Origin of the sequence: Eisenbergiella porci, assembly GCF_009696275.1 — a bacterium.
In the GTDB taxonomy this organism is placed as follows: Bacteria; Bacillota; Clostridia; order Lachnospirales; family Lachnospiraceae; genus Eisenbergiella; species Eisenbergiella porci.
This window is the reverse complement of the sequence record NZ_VUMI01000032.1, coordinates 1-19,749: the sequence shown is the minus strand read 5'-3', so window position 1 is coordinate 19,749 and position 19,749 is coordinate 1. Positions and strand designations below refer to the sequence as shown.

At 49.0% G+C, this 19,749-nt stretch carries 23 protein-coding genes; 2 read left to right on the top strand and 21 right to left on the bottom strand.

Going from position 1 to position 19,749, the window contains the following annotated elements:
* Positions 1-46: 46 nt before the first annotated feature.
* Positions 47-673, bottom strand: a complete 627-nt coding sequence (locus tag FYJ45_RS18110) for a hypothetical protein (protein ID WP_154466349.1) — start codon at positions 671-673, stop codon at positions 47-49.
* A 147-nt stretch (positions 674-820) separates the two neighbouring features.
* On the opposite strand from FYJ45_RS18110, the gene FYJ45_RS18105 reads away from it, so the two are divergent.
* On the top strand, positions 821-1,168 hold the full coding sequence (locus FYJ45_RS18105) for a helix-turn-helix domain-containing protein (RefSeq protein ID WP_195841876.1): 348 nt from the start codon (positions 821-823) through the stop codon (positions 1,166-1,168).
* A gap of 52 nt (positions 1,169-1,220) precedes the next feature.
* Here FYJ45_RS18105 and FYJ45_RS18100 read toward each other — a convergent pair whose 3' ends face one another.
* The gene (locus FYJ45_RS18100; RefSeq protein ID WP_154466345.1) at positions 1,221-2,609 is read right to left on the bottom strand and encodes an ATP-binding protein; all 1,389 of its coding nucleotides are present in this window, start codon (positions 2,607-2,609) and stop codon (positions 1,221-1,223) included.
* A gap of 299 nt (positions 2,610-2,908) precedes the next feature.
* On the opposite strand from FYJ45_RS18100, the gene FYJ45_RS18095 reads away from it, so the two are divergent.
* Positions 2,909-3,901 carry an AraC family transcriptional regulator gene (locus FYJ45_RS18095; protein ID WP_154466343.1) on the top strand — a complete coding sequence of 331 codons (993 nt, stop codon included), beginning with the start codon at positions 2,909-2,911 and terminating at the stop codon, positions 3,899-3,901.
* On the opposite strand, the gene FYJ45_RS18090 is transcribed toward FYJ45_RS18095, so the two are convergent.
* The 19 genes from FYJ45_RS18090 to FYJ45_RS18000 form a co-directional block, all read right to left on the bottom strand.
* Positions 3,876-4,643 carry a DeoR/GlpR family DNA-binding transcription regulator gene (locus FYJ45_RS18090; RefSeq protein ID WP_154466341.1) on the bottom strand — a complete coding sequence of 256 codons (768 nt, stop codon included), beginning with the start codon at positions 4,641-4,643 and terminating at the stop codon, positions 3,876-3,878. The two genes, FYJ45_RS18095 and FYJ45_RS18090, sit on opposite strands and share 26 nt — an antisense overlap.
* A gap of 22 nt (positions 4,644-4,665) precedes the next feature.
* The gene (locus FYJ45_RS18085; protein ID WP_154466339.1) at positions 4,666-5,214 is read right to left on the bottom strand and encodes a BMC domain-containing protein; all 549 of its coding nucleotides are present in this window, start codon (positions 5,212-5,214) and stop codon (positions 4,666-4,668) included.
* Positions 5,215-5,239: 25 nt separating this feature from the next.
* On the bottom strand, positions 5,240-6,568 hold the full coding sequence (locus FYJ45_RS18080; protein WP_154466337.1) for a 4Fe-4S dicluster domain-containing protein: 1,329 nt from the start codon (positions 6,566-6,568) through the stop codon (positions 5,240-5,242).
* 12 nt (positions 6,569-6,580) lie between these two features.
* The gene (locus FYJ45_RS18075; RefSeq protein ID WP_021636255.1) at positions 6,581-6,847 is read right to left on the bottom strand and encodes a EutN/CcmL family microcompartment protein; all 267 of its coding nucleotides are present in this window, start codon (positions 6,845-6,847) and stop codon (positions 6,581-6,583) included.
* A 64-nt stretch (positions 6,848-6,911) separates the two neighbouring features.
* Positions 6,912-7,520 carry a phosphate propanoyltransferase gene (gene pduL / locus FYJ45_RS18070; RefSeq protein ID WP_154466406.1) on the bottom strand — a complete coding sequence of 203 codons (609 nt, stop codon included), beginning with the start codon at positions 7,518-7,520 and terminating at the stop codon, positions 6,912-6,914.
* Between the two features lie 154 nt (positions 7,521-7,674).
* Positions 7,675-7,953: a BMC domain-containing protein gene (locus tag FYJ45_RS18065; protein WP_025483876.1), complete on the bottom strand. Its 279-nt coding sequence runs from the start codon at positions 7,951-7,953 to the stop codon at positions 7,675-7,677.
* Positions 7,954-8,166: 213 nt separating this feature from the next.
* Complete coding sequence (locus FYJ45_RS18060; protein ID WP_154466335.1) at positions 8,167-8,490, bottom strand: BMC domain-containing protein; 324 nt, start codon at positions 8,488-8,490, stop codon at positions 8,167-8,169.
* 19 nt (positions 8,491-8,509) lie between these two features.
* Positions 8,510-8,785, bottom strand: coding sequence for a BMC domain-containing protein (locus tag FYJ45_RS18055; protein ID WP_154466333.1), 276 nt, complete (start codon positions 8,783-8,785; stop codon positions 8,510-8,512).
* A gap of 102 nt (positions 8,786-8,887) precedes the next feature.
* Positions 8,888-9,202 (bottom strand): BMC domain-containing protein, encoded by a 315-nt coding sequence (locus FYJ45_RS18050; RefSeq protein ID WP_021636250.1) that lies wholly within the window; start codon positions 9,200-9,202, stop codon positions 8,888-8,890.
* Between the two features lie 22 nt (positions 9,203-9,224).
* Entirely contained in the window at positions 9,225-10,439 is a 1,215-nt protein-coding gene (locus tag FYJ45_RS18045) for a zinc-dependent alcohol dehydrogenase (RefSeq protein ID WP_154466331.1), read from the bottom strand.
* Positions 10,440-10,503: 64 nt separating this feature from the next.
* Positions 10,504-11,895 (bottom strand): aldehyde dehydrogenase family protein, encoded by a 1,392-nt coding sequence (locus tag FYJ45_RS18040; protein ID WP_025490266.1) that lies wholly within the window; start codon positions 11,893-11,895, stop codon positions 10,504-10,506.
* Positions 11,886-12,365 (bottom strand): GlcG/HbpS family heme-binding protein, encoded by a 480-nt coding sequence (locus tag FYJ45_RS18035; protein ID WP_154466329.1) that lies wholly within the window; start codon positions 12,363-12,365, stop codon positions 11,886-11,888. Before FYJ45_RS18035 ends, FYJ45_RS18040 begins: the two co-directional genes overlap by 10 nt.
* Positions 12,365-13,174 carry a class II aldolase/adducin family protein gene (locus tag FYJ45_RS18030; protein ID WP_154466404.1) on the bottom strand — a complete coding sequence of 270 codons (810 nt, stop codon included), beginning with the start codon at positions 13,172-13,174 and terminating at the stop codon, positions 12,365-12,367. Before FYJ45_RS18030 ends, FYJ45_RS18035 begins: the two co-directional genes overlap by 1 nt.
* Before the next feature lie 198 nt (positions 13,175-13,372).
* The gene (locus FYJ45_RS18025; RefSeq protein WP_154466327.1) at positions 13,373-13,840 is read right to left on the bottom strand and encodes a EutP/PduV family microcompartment system protein; all 468 of its coding nucleotides are present in this window, start codon (positions 13,838-13,840) and stop codon (positions 13,373-13,375) included.
* The gene (locus FYJ45_RS18020) at positions 13,837-14,211 is read right to left on the bottom strand and encodes a BMC domain-containing protein (protein ID WP_021636244.1); all 375 of its coding nucleotides are present in this window, start codon (positions 14,209-14,211) and stop codon (positions 13,837-13,839) included. Before FYJ45_RS18020 ends, FYJ45_RS18025 begins: the two co-directional genes overlap by 4 nt.
* A 28-nt stretch (positions 14,212-14,239) precedes the next feature.
* On the bottom strand, positions 14,240-15,031 hold the full coding sequence (locus FYJ45_RS18015) for a glycyl-radical enzyme activating protein (protein WP_154466325.1): 792 nt from the start codon (positions 15,029-15,031) through the stop codon (positions 14,240-14,242).
* 25 nt (positions 15,032-15,056) lie between these two features.
* The gene (locus tag FYJ45_RS18010; RefSeq protein ID WP_154466323.1) at positions 15,057-17,585 is read right to left on the bottom strand and encodes a glycyl radical protein; all 2,529 of its coding nucleotides are present in this window, start codon (positions 17,583-17,585) and stop codon (positions 15,057-15,059) included.
* 330 nt (positions 17,586-17,915) lie between these two features.
* Complete coding sequence (locus tag FYJ45_RS18005) at positions 17,916-18,188, bottom strand: DUF3990 domain-containing protein (RefSeq protein ID WP_154466321.1); 273 nt, start codon at positions 18,186-18,188, stop codon at positions 17,916-17,918.
* A 186-nt stretch (positions 18,189-18,374) separates the two neighbouring features.
* On the bottom strand, positions 18,375-19,749 hold a 1,375-nt coding region (locus FYJ45_RS18000; RefSeq protein ID WP_154466319.1), incomplete at its 5' end, for a transposase.

The following is a 19,749-nucleotide window of genomic DNA, read 5'->3' as shown; positions in this document are numbered from 1 at the left end:
TATTAAAAGAAGGTTTTCATATTTGAAATATTTTACTATACTCTTACTAATCAATGAGAGTATAGTGAAAGCTAAGTTTTGGATCCATACCTATTTCAAACGGCCAAAATTCGATAATAATTTCCGGTCCTCCGTCCCGCATATAAAATACTACAAAGCCTGTCATTTCCTCACCAGATTTCAGCGAGTCATTTAAGAGAATATTTTCAGTCCCGCTTTCTAAAATCATGGGGGAATATAATTCATCATACTCAACGCTAAAGTTTTCAATGTAATTTATCGAAATTTCTCTCTCAGAAGCATTTAAAATTCTAAATTCAGCTTTTACAAGTTTGTCTGAATATTTTTCCTCTCCATTATATATTGACAACCCGTATTTTTCATAATCTTCCTGTTGTACTACTTCACACTTTTCAAGCGTTACTTGTATATCAAAAACTTCTCCTGTTTCCTCAATAGCTATAGTATCCCCTACTCCCTTTAAAATACCCCCAGTACTTTCTTCTGCCATTTCAGTCACTATTTCTTCAATACTTTCTTGTACACTTTCTGTTTGTATTATATTTTCTTCTAAAGAAACCTGAGCTTCATTTTCTTCAGTTATCTTTTCTTCGTTATCACATCCGCTCATCATTAATACTGCCAATAAAATACACATAAACCTTTTCTTCATATCATTTTCTCCAATTTACTATTGTATTACAAGACTATCTTGTATGAATGTATTATATCACAATACTTTCAACCTTACAATATACTTATATTTTAAAAAAAGAACATACTATATTATATTTATATGAAAGCATTTCTGAGGAATTTTATGATTGATTATGCAGCAACCGGAGCGCGTATTAAGAGACTTCGATTAAAGAACCATTTAACGCAGGAACAGTTAAGTGAAATGATTGGTTTATCCCCTAAACACATATCTAATATAGAAACGAGTAATGCTCATCCATCTATTGAAACCTTAGTGGCTCTTTCTAATGTACTTCATACCAGTATGGATTTTCTTCTTATGAATGATATTAAACAGAATCAGGAAGAATTATTTCTAAAAGAATTACAGGATTTGCTATCGGACTGTACTCCTGATGAGAAAACAGAACTACTGGAAATTACACGTTCAATTAAGTCAATACTCAGAAAAAACAGGAGCAAAAAATAATATTATCCTTTGCTCCTACTACCTTTAAATTCCTCTCACTGGCATGATTCAATTATTTAAGAATATCCGAATAAGTTACCAATGCAACATTTCCAAGCCGGTCCGCCTTCTCAATACAACCTTTAGTAAACCCATTCTTTGCAAACAGATACAGGCGGACATTTTTGTAAGGAAACAGTTGGCTCCGTTTCATCAGTGTTTCCAGTACCCCTGTATCCACCTTCTCATTTGTCCATTTGCATTCCCCAAACAAGGCCGTCTCTTTATCCTGTTCTCCCATAATATCAATTTCCGTCTGACTGCGCGCAGACGGATCGTTTCCCCACCAGCGTCCAAGCTCCTTAAACTCTACGGGCGATTCCCCGCTTAACAGTAATTTCCAGAGATACTGCCTGCAGATTTCTTCAAACACTTTACCCATATAATCCGGCAAGTTTGGCTGAATCCGTTTATATGCAAGATCGGAGGCGCCGCGGGCAATCATGGAATAATTCTCCGGCACAAATCGATACCAGAAGCGGAACATATTATCATCAATACTGTAAATTGACTTTCGGGACGATTTTTCACCATAGGGTGTCTCTTTTCGAATCAGTCCCAACGATATCAGATTTTTCAGATAGGTGGAGCATACACTGGTATCTTCGCCAACCTTAGTGGAGATTTCCGCCATCCGGGATGCACCGGTCGCAATTGCCGTTATAATAGCATTATAGAGGGCAGGCTCCCGTACCTCCTGCTTCAGCAGATTTTCAGGCTCTTCAAACATAGAGGATATGGGATTCAGAAATGTATTCTTAATATTCTCCTCAACACTCAGGCGATCATTTATTTGCAGCAGATATTGAGGTGTCCCGCCTACAATACCATAAATCAGTGCCTGATCCTCCTCCGAAAAATTCTGAAAATAACGGCAGGTGTCTGCAAAATCAAAGGGCTGAATCTTCATCTGCGCCGTCCTTCTGCCATAAAGGGGCGCTTTATAGGCCAGGACCTGGTCTTCCATATAGGACATGGAGGAACCACAGAGAATCAGCATCAGCTTAGATGTATCCTTGTACTTGTCAATTAAAAGCTGCAGTGTAGATGCAAGGCTTTTAGATGCGCGCGCTACATAAGGGTACTCGTCAATGGCAAGGATCAGGCGCTCCTTTTCCGACAGCCTGAATACATACTCCAATGCCGCCTGAAAGGATAAAAAAGCCGTTTCTGCCTGAATACCCGCTCCATACTCCAGAATATTCCTGCTGAAGTTTTCCAGATTCTGTTTGGCATTACTTTCCACGCCCATAAAATAGATCGCATTTTTCTCTTTTATAAACCGGTTAATAAGTGCAGTTTTCCCTACGCGCCGGCGGCCATAAATAACTACAAATTCAAACCTTTCTGAAGTATACAATTGATTCAAAGAAGCCAGCTCACGCTCTCTGCCAATAAACATTCTTCTTCCTCCTCTTCGCTGCTTATATCATATCACTTTACTCAATTTTAGTCAATTATGATTTAGTAAATTTTACTTTACTAATTATATAAGAGATATCCCTTTTGACGGAAAGATGACGTAAATGGTATAATGTCAGCGTAGCTGACATTATACCTGCGCATCCCGGTTTCTGCAGCCACCGCAGAAAACCGGGTGCTAAACTCCGCCGGATGCCAATAACCGCAAAGCGGATATGCTGCAGCAGGCGCAGGGACAGTAAAACAGGCGGTCCGGGACGGGACCGGAAGGGGAAACAGATGAATCAGGAGCTGCTTGATAAGCTGAGGGTGATTTCGCCGGAGGAAAGGAAGATATTGGACGGGGAGGCCCGGGTGGAGAAGAGCATTTACACCGCGGACGATGATTTTATTGTGGACAGCAGGCAGATGCTGGATGCGGGAAAGCTGATCGATATCAGGCCGCATACGCGGTTTGTGCGTTTTCCGAAGCACCGTCATAATTATATCGAAATTATTTACATGTGCAGCGGGACGACGACCCATATTATTAATGAATCGACGCGTGTCTTATTGGATACAGGGGATTTGTTGTTCCTGAACCAGAACGCCGCGCAGGAGATACTTCCGGCGGGGGAGGATGATATTGCAGTGAATTTCATAGTCCTGCCTGAGTTTTTTGACCGGGCTTTTCTCATGATGGATGAGCGCAGCGAGCTGCGGGAATTTCTGGTGGGTTCCCTGAAAAAGGATCGAAGCTTTACCAATTACCTGCATTTCCATGTGAGTGAGGTGCTGCCCATTCAGAATCTGGTGGAAAATCTTATCTGGTCTTTGGTGAACAGGCAGCCTAACCGGAGGAATATCAATCAGACGACCATGGGGCTTCTTTTCCTGCAGCTTTTGAACCATACGGACAAGATCAACCAGGATGATCCCGGGCAGCATGAGCAGAATATAGTATTTACGGCCATGAAATATATCGAGGAAAATTATAAGACGGCTGCGCTGGAGGAGCTGTCCGTCCGTCTTTGTGAACCTGCCTATTATCTGAGCCGGCTGATCCGCCGGATGACAGGAAAGACCTTTAAGAATTTACTGCAGACAAAAAGGCTGAACCAGTCAGCCTTTCTGCTTACCACAACAACACTTCCCGTGGAGGAAATTATTGCGTCTGTGGGATATGACAACACAAGTTATTTTCATCGGATTTTCCGGGAGCAGTTCGGCATGACGCCGCGCGCCTACCGCCTTGCCCATGAGGCTGTTAATTCTCAGGATACAGGCAGGTAATGCCGGAACGTTCAAAGGTTTCCAGCCACACATCGGAGGGCTTTTCATCTGTGACTACCACCTGAACGTGGTTGATGTCACAGATTTTGGAAAAAGCAACTCTTCCGAACTTGGTGTGATCCACCGCAAGAATACACTGCTTCGCAGATTTGAGCATGGTCTGCTTTGCCTGGGAAAAAAGTTCATTACCATCGGTAATTCCTTTTTCCATGTCCAGCCCCTTACAGGAAAGCACCACCTTCTCCACGTTGAAGGCACCCAGTCCTTCAATGGCGCGGGGGCCTACCAGGGCCAGATACCCTTCCTTCAGGCTTCCGCCGGAGGAGATGATATTCCAATCCGAAACATCGGACAGTTCCAGGATAACCTCTATGGAATTGGTGATCACGGTGAGACGTTCCTTGGCCTTGAGCGCCTTGGCAATGAATACCGCCGTGGTGCTGGGATCAAGGATGATATGATCTCCGTCTTCTATCAAGGTTTCCACGATTTTGGCTATTTTCTGTTTTCCCGCCGGATTGTTTTTCTTCCGGATATTAAAGGGCATATCCAGACTTGTATTTTCGTTGAGCACCGCTCCGCCGTAGCTTTTAACGGCAAGGCCGTCCTTATCCAGCTTATCCAGATCCCGGCGTATGGTTTCCTCCGATACCCGGAATTCCTGACTCAGTTCGCTGACAATAACCTTCTTATCCTCCTGAAGCTTTTCAAGAATCAGATTTCTTCTCTCTACCGCTAACATAACCCCAAAAACCAGCCTTTCTTTATAGTATGGATCGGCAGATCTGTTCATCCGGATGGGCAATCACAGAGGAATCCAGGTACATTCCATTGCCTGCAACAGATTGTTTTGCCTTCTCAATTGCAGATTCCACTGCCGCTACCTCCCCGGTGAGAATCAGATAGGATTTTCCGCACATTCCCTTGGCGATCCGCAGTTCGATCAGATCAACAATTGCTGTTTTGGCAGCCACATCCGCAGCAACGATTATGGATGCCGCATCATAGGTTTCCAGAATACCGAAGGCGTTTACCTTTTCTATCTGGGTCGTTCCGTAGATGGCCGGGAAAATACTTTCATGAGGATTCCCCAGGACAAAGCTGTCAATCAGCTCCTCCTGCCGTGTCTTTTGTGCCGCCTCAACAGCCGCGTTCACCGTGCTCAGGGAACCGGTAATTAAAGCAATGTATTTTCCGGGACAGACCGTCTGTGCCTCCAGCAGCTTAACATCCGCGGTCTTTACCATCGCGTCCGCAGCGGTAATGCCTGCTGAAACCGTTTTAAATTCAATCATGCCTATTGCCTTGCTCATCTATTTCTACCTCTCATCTGCACGTCTAAACCGCCGCCAGAACCACCATGTTTTTGTCTGCTTTCATTACTTTTCCGCTGATGGATGCATGAATGGGTACGCTCAGGCCGTCCGCAGCGGATGCAATCATCTGTCCTCTGGCTACCATATCCCCCTCGGAAACCACCGGACGGGCCGGGGCGCCGATATGCTGGCTGAGCAGAATCGTAACGGTATTTACCTTTTTCACTTCATCATCCATGGGAGCTTCCCTGTCATAGGCGGAAAGTCCAAGCCTTGCCTCCAGCCTCTCCTCCGGCGCCTTGCGGTATTCCCTGGACTCCTTTACGGGAGCGGGGATTACGCCTGCCGGAGGCTTTACTCCGGCATTTCTGAGCCCCGCCTTGTATTCTGCCATAAGGCTTCTGGGCGACAGGCCCTGTGGGCAGGAATACAGTTCACATAACCCGCAGGAGCTGCAGAAGTATGTATTGACAAAGGGATTGGCGTCCCGGAAATCCCGGTTCGCTGCAGCGCGCATGAATTTATGCGGCTCTATCGGGTGTCCCAGCGCATGCCTGGGGCATAAATCCGTACACATCTGGCACTGACAGCAGGCAGAGGCCGCACGTTTCAGCCCAATGGCCGGATTCAGTTTTTTCTTCTGGATCAACGGATGCTCCTCAGACAGCACAAGCACCGCATTGGTGGTTTTGGTGACCGGAAAAGCCGCCTCCCTGATATTGCCCATCATAGGGCCTCCTACCAGGAATACAGGGTTCTTTATTACAGCCCCTCCTGCAAAATCCACACATTTTTCCAAAGAGGTTCCCAGAGGGACTCTGATGGTGACAGGAGACGCCACCTCTCCCACAATGGTTACCAGCTTATCGGCAACCGGCTCTTTTTTCACCAGCGCCTTGTGGATATTATACATGGTCTCTACATTGAAGACAGCAATGCCTTCTTCTATGGGAAGTCCACCGGGCCTGACCACCTTTCCCGTTGCCTCGTAAATCAGCGCCACTTCATCTCCCATGGGATATACACTGTCCAGAAGATGAAGGGATACCTTGGGAAATTTATGGATACATTCCTTTAAGGCCGCCACAGTGTCTTTATATTCTTCTTTAATTCCGACAATCGCCCTTTCGGCGCCCACGGTGTCAGCCACCAGCTGGAACGTCTCCAGGATTTCTTCCGCATGCCTTTGCAAAAGCTGTCTGTGCAGCTTCAGCAGCGGTTCACATTCCGCGCAGTTAAGCAGAATCGCCTGCGCTCTTTCGTCAATCTTCATATAAGTCGGAAAGCCGGCGCCGCCTGCACCGACAATGCCGTTATCCTTTATGATTTTGCTCAGTTCCTTACTATCCATAGCCTGCCCCACTTATTCCAACCGGCTTGCGTCGTCTATGATTCCAACAATGGCCGCATCCACAGGAGCGTCCTGCATATCACAGCCGATTCTTGCGGCGCTGCCCTGGGCTACCAGTACATATTCGCCGATTCCCGCGCCGATATTATCAATAGCCACCAGTCGGTCCGCATGACTTTTCATGGATTCCAGGGGCTCAACGATCATGAATTTATTGCCTATCAGTTTCTCACTTTTGCGTGTGGAAACTATGCTTCCTGTTACCTTTCCTACTATCATAGCGCTCCCCTTATTCCATAGTTCCCGGTATCCTTTTTAATAAGAAAGAATACCGGGAGAACCTTCAGATAATTTTCACAGTGTCCCCGGTAGCGATTTTACTCGCGTTGGCTTCATCCGTGTCAATATGCATTTCCAGCGTGAAGCTGTCGTCCACGCGGATCTTCACATGGTCAAAAACAGTTCCTCTTTCGTTATCCGCTTTCACGGAAACATAGTCGCCGTCCTTTACTCCGGCAGCCTGTGCATCGCGGGGAGACATATGTATGTGCCTCTTTGCAACAATGCATCCTTCATCCAGATATACGGCGCCTTTGGGGCCTACGACTGCAATCGCCGCGCTTCCCGCCACATCTCCGGACTCCCGCAGAGGAGCCTTAATGCCCAGCTTCATCGCATCTGTCGCGGAAATCTCCACCTGGGAGGCTTTCCTGACCGGACCCAGGACCCTTACGTTTTCTATCGCCCGCAGTTTCAGGCCCACTATGGTAACCTGTTCGTTTGCCGCAAACTGGCCGCCCATCAAATCCTTTTTTTTGGTCAGATGATATCCGGGACCGAAGAGCGCTTCCACATGCTCCTGGGTAAGATGTATATGTCTGGCGGATACGCCCACGGGAACCATATAGCCGTTTCCGGCATTTTCTTTCTTTTCCATGGCTTCCATTACCATTCTGGTAATCAGTTCAATTTGATTCGTCTCCACAGCCACACCCACTTTTCTTCGTAATCCGGGAACCGGGCCGGACAGAGAATCCTGTCCGGACTGATTTCCTGCCTTTCAGGTAAAATTAGTTTACAGCAGCTCAGTTGGCTGAACCGCTATCTTATTTTACCTTGGGCAGAATCATCTCAACGTCGGTGTGAGGTCTGGGGATTACATGGGTAGCCACTAATTCGCCCAGTCTGCCTGCGCTGCTTGCGCCTGCTTCCACTGCGGACTTCACGGCTCCTACATCGCCGCGCACCATAACGGTTACCAGTCCGGAACCGATCTTCTCTGTGCCTACCAGCGCTACGTTAGCCGCTTTGCACATTGCATCCGCTGCTTCAATTGCTGCAACAAGTCCTCTTGTTTCCACCATTCCCAATGCTTCCTGTGACATTCTTTTTTCCTCCTTTTTCACTGCAGGCTCTTCTTTAACCTGTGCCTTTTCGGGTTTCTGTGCTGTTTTTGCTGCTGTCCTGCGGGCCGTTTTGATGGCGCCGCCAGAGACTGTTTCGGATTGTGTTGTCTTATCTTTATTGCTGTCCGGCATGACTTCCTCCTTGCTGCCGCTTACACGGCAATGCCGCCCGATGCGGCATTAAACCAGGCTTTAAACCTCCTGGAGATAGCTTTCATCGGAAGGCTCACTGTCCTTAAAGCGGCTTGCACTGCGCTCCACCAGTCCGACGATCTCTTCATGGGGGTTGGCAATCACACCGTAAGCCGCCAGAGGCTTTAACGCCTGTGTCCTGGCTGCCTCCACAGCGGCCGTAACCGCCGCCACTTCGCCTTCCACTATGATGGTTACAAGTCTTCCGCCCAGTTTTCTCTCCCAGGTTGACAGGGTTACGTCCGCGGCCTTGCACATGATGTCAAGGGCGTCCATCGCCGCTACCACTCCTGTTATTTCTATCAGGCCATATGATTTCCCCATGAACATTCTCTCCTAATTGTTAAATGGAAGGCAGAATTTTTTCCACGTCGGTATGAGGCCTGGGGATTACATGAGCCGCTACCAGCTCGCCCAGCTTGCTTGCCGCTGCAGATCCGCTTTCCACGGAAGCCTTTACAGCTCCCACATCGCCGCGTACCATAACGGTTACAAGACCGGAACCGATTTTCTCTGTTCCCACAAGTCTTACTTCCGCAGATTTGGTCATTGCATCCGCTGCTTCAATCGCTGCGGTAAGACCTCTTGTTTCTACCATTCCCAATGCTTCCTGTGCCATTTTTAATTTCCTCCGCTTATACTGAATAATTGTTCAAAGTTTGTAACTGTTCTGTCCTCTCACAGTTACCTGAGTCTTCATTGTCTATTGTACTGAATCCGGTTATGACTTGTCAAATGCGCAAAGTTTGAGCATTTTTTCCGTATCCTCCGTGGGCCTGGGGATGATGTGCTTCTGCACCACTCCCGTAAGGCTGCGGGCCACGCGTTCTCCCGCTTCCATCGCCGCTTCCACATCGGAAACGCTTCCTCTGAATTTGATGGTAACCAGAAGAGGCACCGGAAGGCTGTCGGCGTTGGCCGGCTTGTTCTTATCAAAAGGCTCCAGCCACACATTGCCTGCCTTACATCCGGCATCCGCCGCCATAAAGGCGCATACCAGACCAAATACTTCCAAAATTCCTACGGCTTCCCCCATGGGCTTCGCCTCCTACCTGTCGTTACTTGTTGATGATTGCTATCTTCAGGCCGCTCATCGCCAGGTTGGTCCTGTGCGCTTCGTTGATTTCCTCCAGCGGGAAGGTATGGGTAATCAGCTTCTCGATGGGGATGCCCGCCTTCTTTGCGCTCTTTAAGAACTCAAAGGTGGTGGCATAATCGCGCAGGGTATATACCCAGGAGCCTACGATGGTGATTTCCTTGGAGCAGATATCAAAGTGCGGGTTGATGGTGGCGTCGCCGCCGTTAATGAAAAATCCAAGCTCGCACAGTCCGCCGCCGTTGCGGATGAATTTATAAATATTGGCATGTGCCATGGGAGAACCGGTGCACTGGAAGGCAAAATCCGCCAGATGTCCGTCAAATTTGGCTTCCACAGCGCCTGCAAGGGCTTCGATTCCCTTATGGTCCTTGAAGTTAACTGTATCGGATGCGCCCATTTCCTTTGCGAATTCCAGACGTTTTTCCTCTCCGTCCACCGCTACAATGTGGTTGATTCCCATCGTACGCAGGATAGCGATGCAGATCAGGCCGATAGGTCCGCAGCCCTGCACTACCACTCTGCTGTTAAAACGGAGGATTCCTGTGGATTTCGCTCTTTCCACCGCGTGGATGAGAACGGCGCAGGGCTCAATGAGGATTCTGGAATACAGATCCAGATCGCTTACGTTGAACACGGTAGAGCCTCCGCGGATAAACAGGTAATCTGAAAACCAGCCGTTTAAATGGATATCATCGTCCGGAAGCAGGCCGTATACATCGGCGCCGCCCACGTTCTGTCTGTTCAGGTCATACATGGTGATATCCGGGTTATCCTTGAAAATCATACAGGTTACGACCTTGTCGCCTATCTTAAGGTCTTTTCCTGCGCTGTCTTTTTTAACGTTCTTTCCCATTTTGACAATTTCGCCGGTTCCTTCATGGCCCAAAGCCACGGGAATCAGTCCGAAGGGATCCTTCTTGAATTCGTGTGCATCGGTTCCGCAGATACCGCAGCCTTCCACTTTTACAAGAATATCGTCGTCTCCCACTTCGGGGATGGGGAATTCCTTCACATCGTAATGCTCCAGGCTTGTCAGCATGGCCACATGCGCCGTCTTCGGGATTGCTCCCGCAGGAGCGCTCCCTGCGCCGCTGCTTGCCGCAGGCTGTCTGCCTTCCATGCTGTTGAGGACCTGTCTTACGATTTCTTCTATATTCGTTGCATTAACGTCCATTTTTCCTTCCCTTTCTGCCCTGTCGTATACGATTTTCAATCCTACGGCTTCTATCGTACGATTCCTATCGTATGCACAGGCTGTCTGACATTACACATCTTCTTCTCTTGGTGAAGGTGCTTGTGCTGGTAAGTCCTTCCCCGGTCCTGCTGGCGATGGTAAAGGTACAGAAGCCTTCGCCGCCGAAGCCCAGCGCCGCATAAGAGGGTGCGTTCTTAACCAGAATAGCCGTATCGATCGCTCTGGCATATTTGGTGATGTTGTCTATGTTCTTGGAATGGATATGGGCGGAATGTCTGTTGCCGTGCTCCAGCCATACAGCCTTCTCCACAGCGTCGTCAAAATCCTTTGCCCTTACCAGGCCCAGAATCGGCATCATCAGCTCCTCTGAAATCAGCGGATGCTCCTTTTCCCCTTCGAATACGATGCAGCGGATGTTCTCCGGCGCCTGTATCCCAATCATGGAAAGAAGGGTTCTGGCATCTCTGCCCACGCACTTGCGGTTCAGTCCCTTGGGTGTGAGGACGGTGGCCGTCAGCTTATCCTGCTCCTCTTTGGAAATCAGATAGCAGCCCTGCTCGCTGATCATGTAATTCATCAGCTCATCAGCGATGCTGTCCACAGCAACGATTTCCTTTTCTGCAATGCAGGGAAGGTTATTGTCAAAGGTACAGCCGTTCACGATGTCCGCCGCCGCTTTTCTGATATCGGCTGTTTCGTCCACCAGCGCGGGAGGATTTCCTGCGCCTGCGCCGATTCCCCTTTTACCTGAGGAAAGGACTGCGGTAACCACGCCGGGACCGCCTGTTGCGGCAATCAGCGGGATATCCTTATGCTTCATCATGATATTGCTGGTTTCCAGTGTGGGCTTGAACACGGTACATGCCACATTATCCGGGCCGCCAGCTTCCAGGGAAGCTTCATTTACCAGATTGATGGCAAAAATGGAGGTCCTGATGGCCTGGGGATGGGGGTTGAATACCACCGTATTCCCTGCGGCTATCATTCCTATGCTGTTGCACAGGACGGTTTCACTGGGGTTGGTGCAGGGAGTGATGGCGCCGATTACGCCGAAGGGGCCCATTTCAATCAGGGTAAGCCCTCTGTCTCCCGACCAGGCTGTTGTTGTAATATCTTCCGTACCAGGCGTTTTGTCTGCCAGAAGATGATGTTTCAGAATCTTATCGCCCACATTGCCCATACCGGTTTCCTCCACTCCCATACGGGCAAGGATTTCCGCGGCTTCGTGGGTTTTCTTACGGATATTGGAAACGATCTGTTCCCGCTGGTCCATGGTCATGCGGCGGACTGTTTTCTCCGCCTCTTTGGCAGCTTCGATGGCCTGGTTCATATCATTGAACACACCGTGCTGCGCTGACTGGGCCGTTCCGGAGAGCTGCATCCTGGCAACTACTTCCTTCACAATATCCTGTACCATACTTTCATTTACAGGCACGAGATTACCTCCTTTAACATGGATGCTCCGTAAGCCGCAAGGGCCGTGTCCTGTTCGGCGGTTCCGCCGCTGACACCCAGAGCTCCTATGATCTTACCATTTACCATAAGCGGTTCTCCGCCGCCGAAAATCACAATCCTGCCGCCGTTGGTATGCTGGATGCCATAAAGCGGGGCACCCGGCTGGCTGAGTTCTCCCAGCGCCGCTGTGGACATCTGGAACGCTATGCTTGTATATGCTTTATTCACAGCCACATCCAGACTTCCTATGTAGGCCCCGTCCATGCTGCGCACAAGTTTCGGATGGCCGGCCTCGTCGGCGATGGCCGTAACCACGCGCATCCCAAGGCTTTCCGCTCTTTCCTCCACCTTTGCCGCCAGCGCTTCCGCCAGCTTCAGCGACATGTGCGCCGCGCTGCCGGTTTCCGAAAGGACCCTGCGGACAGTTCTTGCAATCAGATTTTCATCCATTATTTCATTTGCTCCATAACCTTTTTCACGATTTCAGCAACCATTTCTTCGCTCACTTCGTTGGAAGCAGGCGCGGGTGAGGATACGGAACCGCAGCCGTTGCCGCAGTTGTGGCAGTTCTTCTTGCCCTTGTTCTGGCACAGGTTGGCCGGATGCTTTCCGGGGAGTCCCATTTTTCTTCTGATTTCATACAGCTTCTCAATGGTATTCTTATCGAATTCCTTCGGGCCGCCCAGCATTTTGGACTTATAGAGAAGCTCTGCATAGAATTCAACAGATTCCATCTTCATATAGGCTGCGGTCAGGTCCGTGCTCCAGGTAAGGGCGCCGTGGCTTTCCAGCAGAACCGCATCGTAGTAAGGAAGATATTTCTCCACATTATCAGGAATTTCCATCGTGGAAGGCGTACCGTACTCAGCAATCGGAACACATCCCAGGGCGATAACGGCTTCGGGCATGATGGGCTGTGTCAGCGGGATGCCTGCAATAGCAAAGGAGGTTGCAAACGTAGGATGGGCATGTACTACTGCTCCCACATCGGGACGCTTCTGGTAAACACGCATATGCATCTTGATTTCGGAAGAAGGACGGAAGCCCTTGTTTGCCTGGATTACATTGCCCTGCGCGTCAACCTTGCAGATAAAATCGGGTGTCATAAAGCCCTTGGAAACACCTGTGGGTGTGCAAAGGAATTCATTGTCGTTCAGCTTTACTGAAATATTGCCGTCATTGGCAGCCACCATATTACGGTCATAAATTCTCTTTCCGATGTCGCACATCAATTTCTTAAGTTCGTACTCGTTCTGCATTGTTTCCTCCATTCTGCCGCCTTCCCGCGGCGTAAAAAAATATGTTCGCACTTTGTGCGGATTTTGTATGGAAAAGCCCTGCTTTTCCATTTTTCATACATGCTGACTGTCCGCTTTGTTAGCTCGTGTTCATTATAGTCCTAAATACAACACATGTCAACATTTTACCTGTGGTTTTTATTTGTTTTTATAGGTTTTTCAACTGTTGTTTTTGTTGTTTGTATGTATTTCTTCTGTCTGTTCCTCATTCAGATAATCCAGGATATCCGAAACTCCGGTTCCGGCCTTGGAATCCACGAAAAAAATCTTTTTACAGCCGGACAGCCGCAGCCATCTGGCCGATCGCTCCGGGTTCGCCTTCGGGTCATTGATCTGGGTTACAATTCCCACCACTTCCCGGTTCACCATGCAGGTTATGTTGGGCGGATACAGGGAATAGGGCTCCGTGGCCGACAGAAGAAGTCCCACCACATCCGCTTCATAGGAATAGAGCGCCAGCGCGTAACCCAGCTCATGGGTCTGGGCATATTCTCCGGGCGTATCTATGATGCATTCAAAATAATTCACATACTGCGTTTTATGATATTTGATTTCTTCGCCCTTCAGCGCCTGTGTCAGCGTTGTCTTTCCCGCGCCGCTCCTGCCGATAAGTATTATTTTTTTCATGTTCTTGTTATGCTGCAGACCTCATAGCCCAGCTTATTCTCCGTATATTCCAGAATCGCCGTGGTGGATGCCTCCACCTGGGAAACCGTGCCGGTCACAATGAGGGATCCGCTGAAGCGGTCCACAAAGCCCAGATCCACGCCGGAAGATTTGATGGCAATGTCCGCCATGATAATCGCTGTCTCCGCAGGGGTTACCGTCATGATGCCGATGGCCGCTCGGTTCAGCTCCACCTTCGGGTCCAGTCCCAGCTTTTCGTACAGCTCTCCGTCAGGATTGGCAATGATATGGGCCAGCGTTATCTGTTTTCCCGGAACCAGCTCCTGCACAATTCTCTGTTTTTTTTCAGAATCATATTGTTGAAAATTCATGTACTGCGTGCCTCCATTTTTCCTTCCGTCATCCGCCGATATGGCATTCCAGGCTGCTTACGCGCTCCACCGTGCGTTTCAGCTGCGCCATATGCTCATTGGTGGGAGGCAGGATATCCTTCATGAGATATTCCCGGTTCAGTCCGTCATATTTATCCTGTCCCAGCCTGTGGTAAGGCAGGAGATGGATGCGCTTCACGCCGGGAAGCGCATCTGAAAACCGGGCGATTTCCTCAATTTCCCTCTCCGTATCATTAAAGGCGGGAATTACGGGGACGCGGATAATCAGCTCTGTTTTGCCGCTCTGCGCCACCTTCCTGGCGTTTTCCAGCATCAGTTCGTTCCCCTTGCCGGTAAACTCCTTATGCTTTGCACTGTTGATATGCTTGATATCCATCAGATACTGATCCAGCCAGGGCAAAAGCTTTTCTATGGTTTCCATGGGAGCGCAGGCCATGCTTTCCATCGCTGTGTTGATTCCCTCTTCCTTGGCCGCCCGAAGCAGCGCCGCTGCAAATTCCGCCTGGCAGAGGCTTTCTCCGCCGGAAAGCGTGAGGCCGCCGCCGGAACGTCTGTAGTACGGCCGGTCCTTTACCACGGTTTCCATGACCTGACGGACAGTTACATCTTCGCCGATGATTTTCGGTTTACCCTGTACCATCATGGTCTGCACCGCATATTCCTGGGATTCCGGATTGCAGCACCACCGGCACCGAAGTACACAGCCTTTTAAAAATACAATGGTGCGGATTCCCCTGCCGTCATGGATGGAATATCTTTGTATGTCGAAAATCCGGCCTGTTGTGTCCAGGTAGTCCATCGTTTATTCCTCTTTTCTTCTTTTCTCAGAAGCCCTGCTCCGTCCTGCGGATAATATCATCCTGAAGGGAGCGTGACAGCGTGGTAAACAAGGCGCTGTAGCCCGCCACACGCACGACCAGATGCTTGTAATTCTCCGGGTGCTTCTGTGCGTCAATCAGGGTATTTTTATCCACCACATTGAACTGCATATGGCTGCCCTTCTGGTCAAAATAGGAACGGATGAGAGCCACGAAATTATTCAGTCCTTCATCGCCGCTGAGGGCGGAGGGGTGGAATTTCTGGTTAAGGAGCGTTCCGTTGGAGGCAATGCCGTGATCCAGCTTGGAAACGGAATTGGCCGTAGCCGTCGGCCCGTTCACATCCTTGCCCGCGGTTGGGGAAACCCCATCCGCCACCGGGGTATGGGCCAGACGTCCGTCGGGCGTAGCGCCGGTCTGCGCTCCCAGAGGCACATTGGCGGATACAGGATACAGACCCGCCTGGAAGGTGCCGCCTCTCGGGTTGCGGTAATTCTGTAAAGGTCTGGTGTAGGTATAAGCTACTTCCCTGGCAAACAAGTCCACCTCTTCCAGATCATTGCCAAATTTGGGAACCTCTTCGATCATATCATACAGCTTTTCGCACAGCTGTCTGTCTTTGTCGAAAAGCTGAGTGTCCACGATACCCTTCACAATGCCTGCAACCTGAGCCTCGCTGGGCTTCTGTCCCGCTTTCTGCAGCTCTTTGATAATTTCACCGGTCATCTCCGAAACGGTGATGGAGTCAAAGCCCTTTCCAAAATTCAGGGCAAGCGCTCTCTTGTATTCCGCAAGCGTCACCTTATTTTCTTCAAATACCAGCTTTCTTATGGCAAACAGGGAGTCCGCCACATTGGCAATCCCAAAGCCCTGGGGGCCTGTGAAATTGTAAACAGCGCCGCCCTCCTGTACTGTTTTTCCACGCTTCAGGCAGTCGTCCACCATACTGGAAAGGAACGGCAGCGGACAGCGGTCCGCATGGGCTGTATCAATGGCATTGTCCGCGTTTACCAGCAGGCTGATGCAGTACTCCATCTGTTTCTTATAGGCGTCAAAGAACTGGTCGAAGGTGGTCATATCCTCCACGGCCCCGGTCTGCAGGCCAACCTGCTCTCCCTTGTCCCTGCCGTTGGAGAAAACAAGCTCCAGCGGACGGCACATGTTAAAGAACGCCGCATCATGCCAGCCTTCTGTTTTTCCCGCCTTCTGCGGTTCCACGCAGCCGATGATGTTGTAGGTCCTGGCATCCTCCAGCGTCAGTCCCCGGTTCATCAGGGAAGGGATGATCACTTCATCATTATAGTAGGCCGGAAGCCCGATTCCGGTTCTTGTCAGCCTGGCTGCCTCCACAAGAAGCTCATGGGGCGTGCAGTTCCAAACCCTGACGGACAGGGACGGCTGGGGAAGGAACACATGGGCGGATGCCCAGATGCACAGGAAGGAAAGATCGTTGGTCACATCCCGGCCGTCTTCATCCTGACCTCCCACAATCAGGTTCTGGAACAGGCTGTAGCCCGCAAAGCCTTCTGCGCTGGCCGCGTCTCTGGCCTTATTCAGGTCATTCAGCTTCACCCAGATACAGTCAACCAGTTCCTGAGCCTGATCCCTGGTAATCCTGCCTTCGTCCAAATCCTTTTTATAATAAGGATACATGTACTGGTCAAAGCGTCCCGGAGAAATGGAGTGTCCGCTGGATTCCATCTGTAAAAGCTGCTGGATGAACCAGAAGCTCTGGCAGGCTTCCTGGAAGCTGCGCGCCCCCTTTGCGGGAACCCTCTCACAATTGGATGCTATCTGTAAAAGCTCCTGCTTTCTTTCCGCATCCGTACACTGCTGCGCCTCTTTCGCGGCAAGAGCCGCATAGCGGCCCGCGTAACCGATTACGGCTGCACAGCTCATGATCACAGCCTCCAGGAAGCAGTGCCTTCTGGCATAATCTCCGTCTCCCACGCTGCAGCCTGCCAGTTCGGCGGCCGCTTCCCTGATAATGCCTTCCAGACCGATTTCCAGCACCTTGTCATACTGCACGGTAACATGTCCCACGCCATTATAAAAATAGTTGCCCGGCGTAAAAATATTATGTTCAATCGCCCTGGCGGCTTCGGGCGCCATATAGGAAAGCGCCAGTTCACTGGTTGTTTTTCCCTTCCAGTATTTATGTACCTCTGCCAGCTGCTTCTTCGTTTCTTCTGAAATGTAGAAGGGATCGGCGCTTCTTTTTTCTATTGTGTCGAATTCCGCTTCCAGCCATTCATAGGAAAATTCGGGAAATGTCTGGCAGCCCCTGGGCGCCAGCGTGGAGCTTCCCACGATCAGTTCCTCATCCCTAATGGTAATGGGGATATTGGCCAGAATGTGCGCGAAGGCTTTGGCCCTGCGCATGATAATCGGCTCCCCTTCCGTTTCCTTGTAGCTTTCCGTCAGCAGCACCGCCCTGGCCGGTTCGATTTCCGGCATGTTGCGGTACAGATTTTCAACCAGTCTGGTAATGCGTTCCGACTTGGCCGTAGGATTGTTGTTGATTTTACTGCTCATCCCTGCTTTCCCTCCATATTTCTCTTCCGGGGCAGGGGCTGTACATGCTGTACATATAGGAGGTTCCTGCTCCGAAAGGCACTGTATCTACTGTGTATCGTTGTTTTATGTTGTTTTCGGCATATATTTCGCCTTATTTTTGTGGTTTTCCAGATTCAGTATAGTTCTTGCCAGGAGAAATGTCAATAAATACCGCATGTTTAGTCGTGTTTTTTTGTTGTTTTATCTTTCAAATCTTCAATTGCCATCTCAACATCATAGGTATGGAATCCAAACCAACGGTCCTTCATCGTCTCTTCATCCGCGGTTTTATAAATTTCTCTGCTGTCCTCATTGGTGTAATAATGCCACTTCTTCGGAAAGTTCTTTTTCTTCCAGAATTTTTATCTGATCACATGCTTTTTGTGTCAACGCTGCGTATTGTTTTCCCAGCTTAAGTGCCGACAGGCTATGAATTAATGCAAGCTCCGTGATATCTCCATTGAAAAACCTGTCCAGAACAACAAACATCCTGTCGTCAGCTATATAACCTAAAATCATATCATACTCATCCACTATGGAAGCAAAGTATTTATAGATCTGGAGATTTCTCGCCGCCTCCATTTTCCCCAGATTAAATGCATCAAACTACTAGGTAATTGCGAAACGAGTTCACAATCTTGATTCCGATAAGGATAAAACCCGGCAAAGCCGGGTTTGTGGGAGGCTGATGCAGAGAACAGGTTTTTATGGCAACAGAATAAGGCAGCTGTGAACACCTGCCGAAAGGAAGGAATAGAATAGCTGCCATTAAGCAATCAGAGGTTTCAAACTTCTGATGTATTGATGCTTATGGATTTTATCAGCCACCATTACAGTAATCAGTTGGGTAATCCCGGCAAGCAGTAAGTCGGCATGCAGCGTTTTCTCATTTTGGGTCTTCCTGCCGGCAACGCAAAAACTGTCTTTGAGGTGGTTAATGGATTTTTCCACATTGACACGTATCTTATATGTGCTGTCCCATTCTTCTGTTCCGCGTGCAGTTCCCGGATAGGCACGCAGATCCTTTTCCGGATAGATATAGAACATCCTGCCACAGGAAGAAGTTGTGCATGGGTCTTCACAATGGCAGACACGCCGTTTGGACTTATCTTGTTTGTTGTATTCCCATTTCATTTTTGGGCATACAAACTTCATGGTAGAGAGTCCGCAGCGCAGATGCGTTTTGCTTCCTTCTCTTTTCATAGGAAGAGAGGGGTCTTTGGGACAGCAGGGGATGCCCTCTGCATTCAGTGGACAGTCCGATTCCGGCAGGGAAAGCCTTCCATTGAGTGGGATAAAAGCCTTTTCAAAAGACGTTTCCTGAAGAAGGTATTTGTAGATCTCAATGGAATCAAAAGCCGCGTCACCGAGGAAGGTTTTGGGATTGATTAGAGGGTGTTTTAGAAAAAAATCCTTTAATACAGGGATCAAAGCTTTGGAATCTGCAAGGCTCTTATCCTCATCCGGAGAATCAGATTTCTTTTCCACGACGATATCCGGGTGTGCCTTAAGAAAGTCCTTGTTGTAAAAAGTGATATCCCGGACAATGCCAAGCCCATTAGTGATAATGCCGAATTTATAGGCATAGCAGAAATGCCCGTTGATATACATCTGCTGGATAGCCGGATTGGAGGCGGCATGGGAAGGCATGGAGGCATAAGCGGCTTTATAAGGGTCATAGGAATCATCCAGCTTTTTTGCTTTCTTAAAAGCTTTGAGCTGCTTGATAATGGAATTGGCATATTTGGGGTTGTTCTCCGTTACCCATGCTTCAATACCAGAGGTATCAAACAATACCATAGATGCTTTTTGGACATCAATCTTCTGGCAAATCGGTTCGGTCAGGTCAACAAGCCTGTCAAACATGGATTGTAAATCCGGAAGGAAATCCTGTTTAAAGCGGGTGAATTTAGAAGCGTCGGGAACAACATCACACCCACAGAAATCCCGTAATTCCTGAGAATACTTCAGAAAAATAATCAGGAGGGATACCGTTGGGATAGAGAAAATAAGCTGTAATAACAGAGCCTTAAGCATGGGATAAAGAAGATGCCTGCGGGGCCTGCCGGTGGCAGCATGAAAATGGGAAACAAAGGATACCGGAACAATTTCATCAAGGTTAATGGTTTCATCAAGAAGAGAA

Coding starts and splice junctions, on each gene's coding strand:
- FYJ45_RS18110 (WP_154466349.1), bottom strand. CDS start 673: ATGAAGAAAAGGTTTATGTGTATTTTATTGGCAGTATTAATGATGAGC.
- FYJ45_RS18105 (WP_195841876.1), top strand. CDS start 821: ATGATTGATTATGCAGCAACCGGAGCGCGTATTAAGAGACTTCGATTA.
- FYJ45_RS18100 (WP_154466345.1), bottom strand. CDS start 2,609: ATGTTTATTGGCAGAGAGCGTGAGCTGGCTTCTTTGAATCAATTGTAT.
- FYJ45_RS18095 (WP_154466343.1), top strand. CDS start 2,909: ATGAATCAGGAGCTGCTTGATAAGCTGAGGGTGATTTCGCCGGAGGAA.
- FYJ45_RS18090 (WP_154466341.1), bottom strand. CDS start 4,643: ATGTTAGCGGTAGAGAGAAGAAATCTGATTCTTGAAAAGCTTCAGGAG.
- FYJ45_RS18085 (WP_154466339.1), bottom strand. CDS start 5,214: ATGAGCAAGGCAATAGGCATGATTGAATTTAAAACGGTTTCAGCAGGC.
- FYJ45_RS18080 (WP_154466337.1), bottom strand. CDS start 6,568: ATGGATAGTAAGGAACTGAGCAAAATCATAAAGGATAACGGCATTGTC.
- FYJ45_RS18075 (WP_021636255.1), bottom strand. CDS start 6,847: ATGATAGTAGGAAAGGTAACAGGAAGCATAGTTTCCACACGCAAAAGT.
- pduL (WP_154466406.1), bottom strand. CDS start 7,520: ATGGTAATGGAAGCCATGGAAAAGAAAGAAAATGCCGGAAACGGCTAT.
- FYJ45_RS18065 (WP_025483876.1), bottom strand. CDS start 7,953: ATGTCACAGGAAGCATTGGGAATGGTGGAAACAAGAGGACTTGTTGCA.
- FYJ45_RS18060 (WP_154466335.1), bottom strand. CDS start 8,490: ATGGGGAAATCATATGGCCTGATAGAAATAACAGGAGTGGTAGCGGCG.
- FYJ45_RS18055 (WP_154466333.1), bottom strand. CDS start 8,785: ATGGCACAGGAAGCATTGGGAATGGTAGAAACAAGAGGTCTTACCGCA.
- FYJ45_RS18050 (WP_021636250.1), bottom strand. CDS start 9,202: ATGGGGGAAGCCGTAGGAATTTTGGAAGTATTTGGTCTGGTATGCGCC.
- FYJ45_RS18045 (WP_154466331.1), bottom strand. CDS start 10,439: ATGGACGTTAATGCAACGAATATAGAAGAAATCGTAAGACAGGTCCTC.
- FYJ45_RS18035 (WP_154466329.1), bottom strand. CDS start 12,365: ATGGATGAAAATCTGATTGCAAGAACTGTCCGCAGGGTCCTTTCGGAA.
- FYJ45_RS18030 (WP_154466404.1), bottom strand. CDS start 13,174: ATGCAGAACGAGTACGAACTTAAGAAATTGATGTGCGACATCGGAAAG.
- FYJ45_RS18025 (WP_154466327.1), bottom strand. CDS start 13,840: ATGAAAAAAATAATACTTATCGGCAGGAGCGGCGCGGGAAAGACAACG.
- FYJ45_RS18020 (WP_021636244.1), bottom strand. CDS start 14,211: ATGAATTTTCAACAATATGATTCTGAAAAAAAACAGAGAATTGTGCAG.
- FYJ45_RS18015 (WP_154466325.1), bottom strand. CDS start 15,031: ATGGACTACCTGGACACAACAGGCCGGATTTTCGACATACAAAGATAT.
- FYJ45_RS18010 (WP_154466323.1), bottom strand. CDS start 17,585: ATGAGCAGTAAAATCAACAACAATCCTACGGCCAAGTCGGAACGCATT.
- FYJ45_RS18005 (WP_154466321.1), bottom strand. CDS start 18,188: ATGGAGGCGGCGAGAAATCTCCAGATCTATAAATACTTTGCTTCCATA.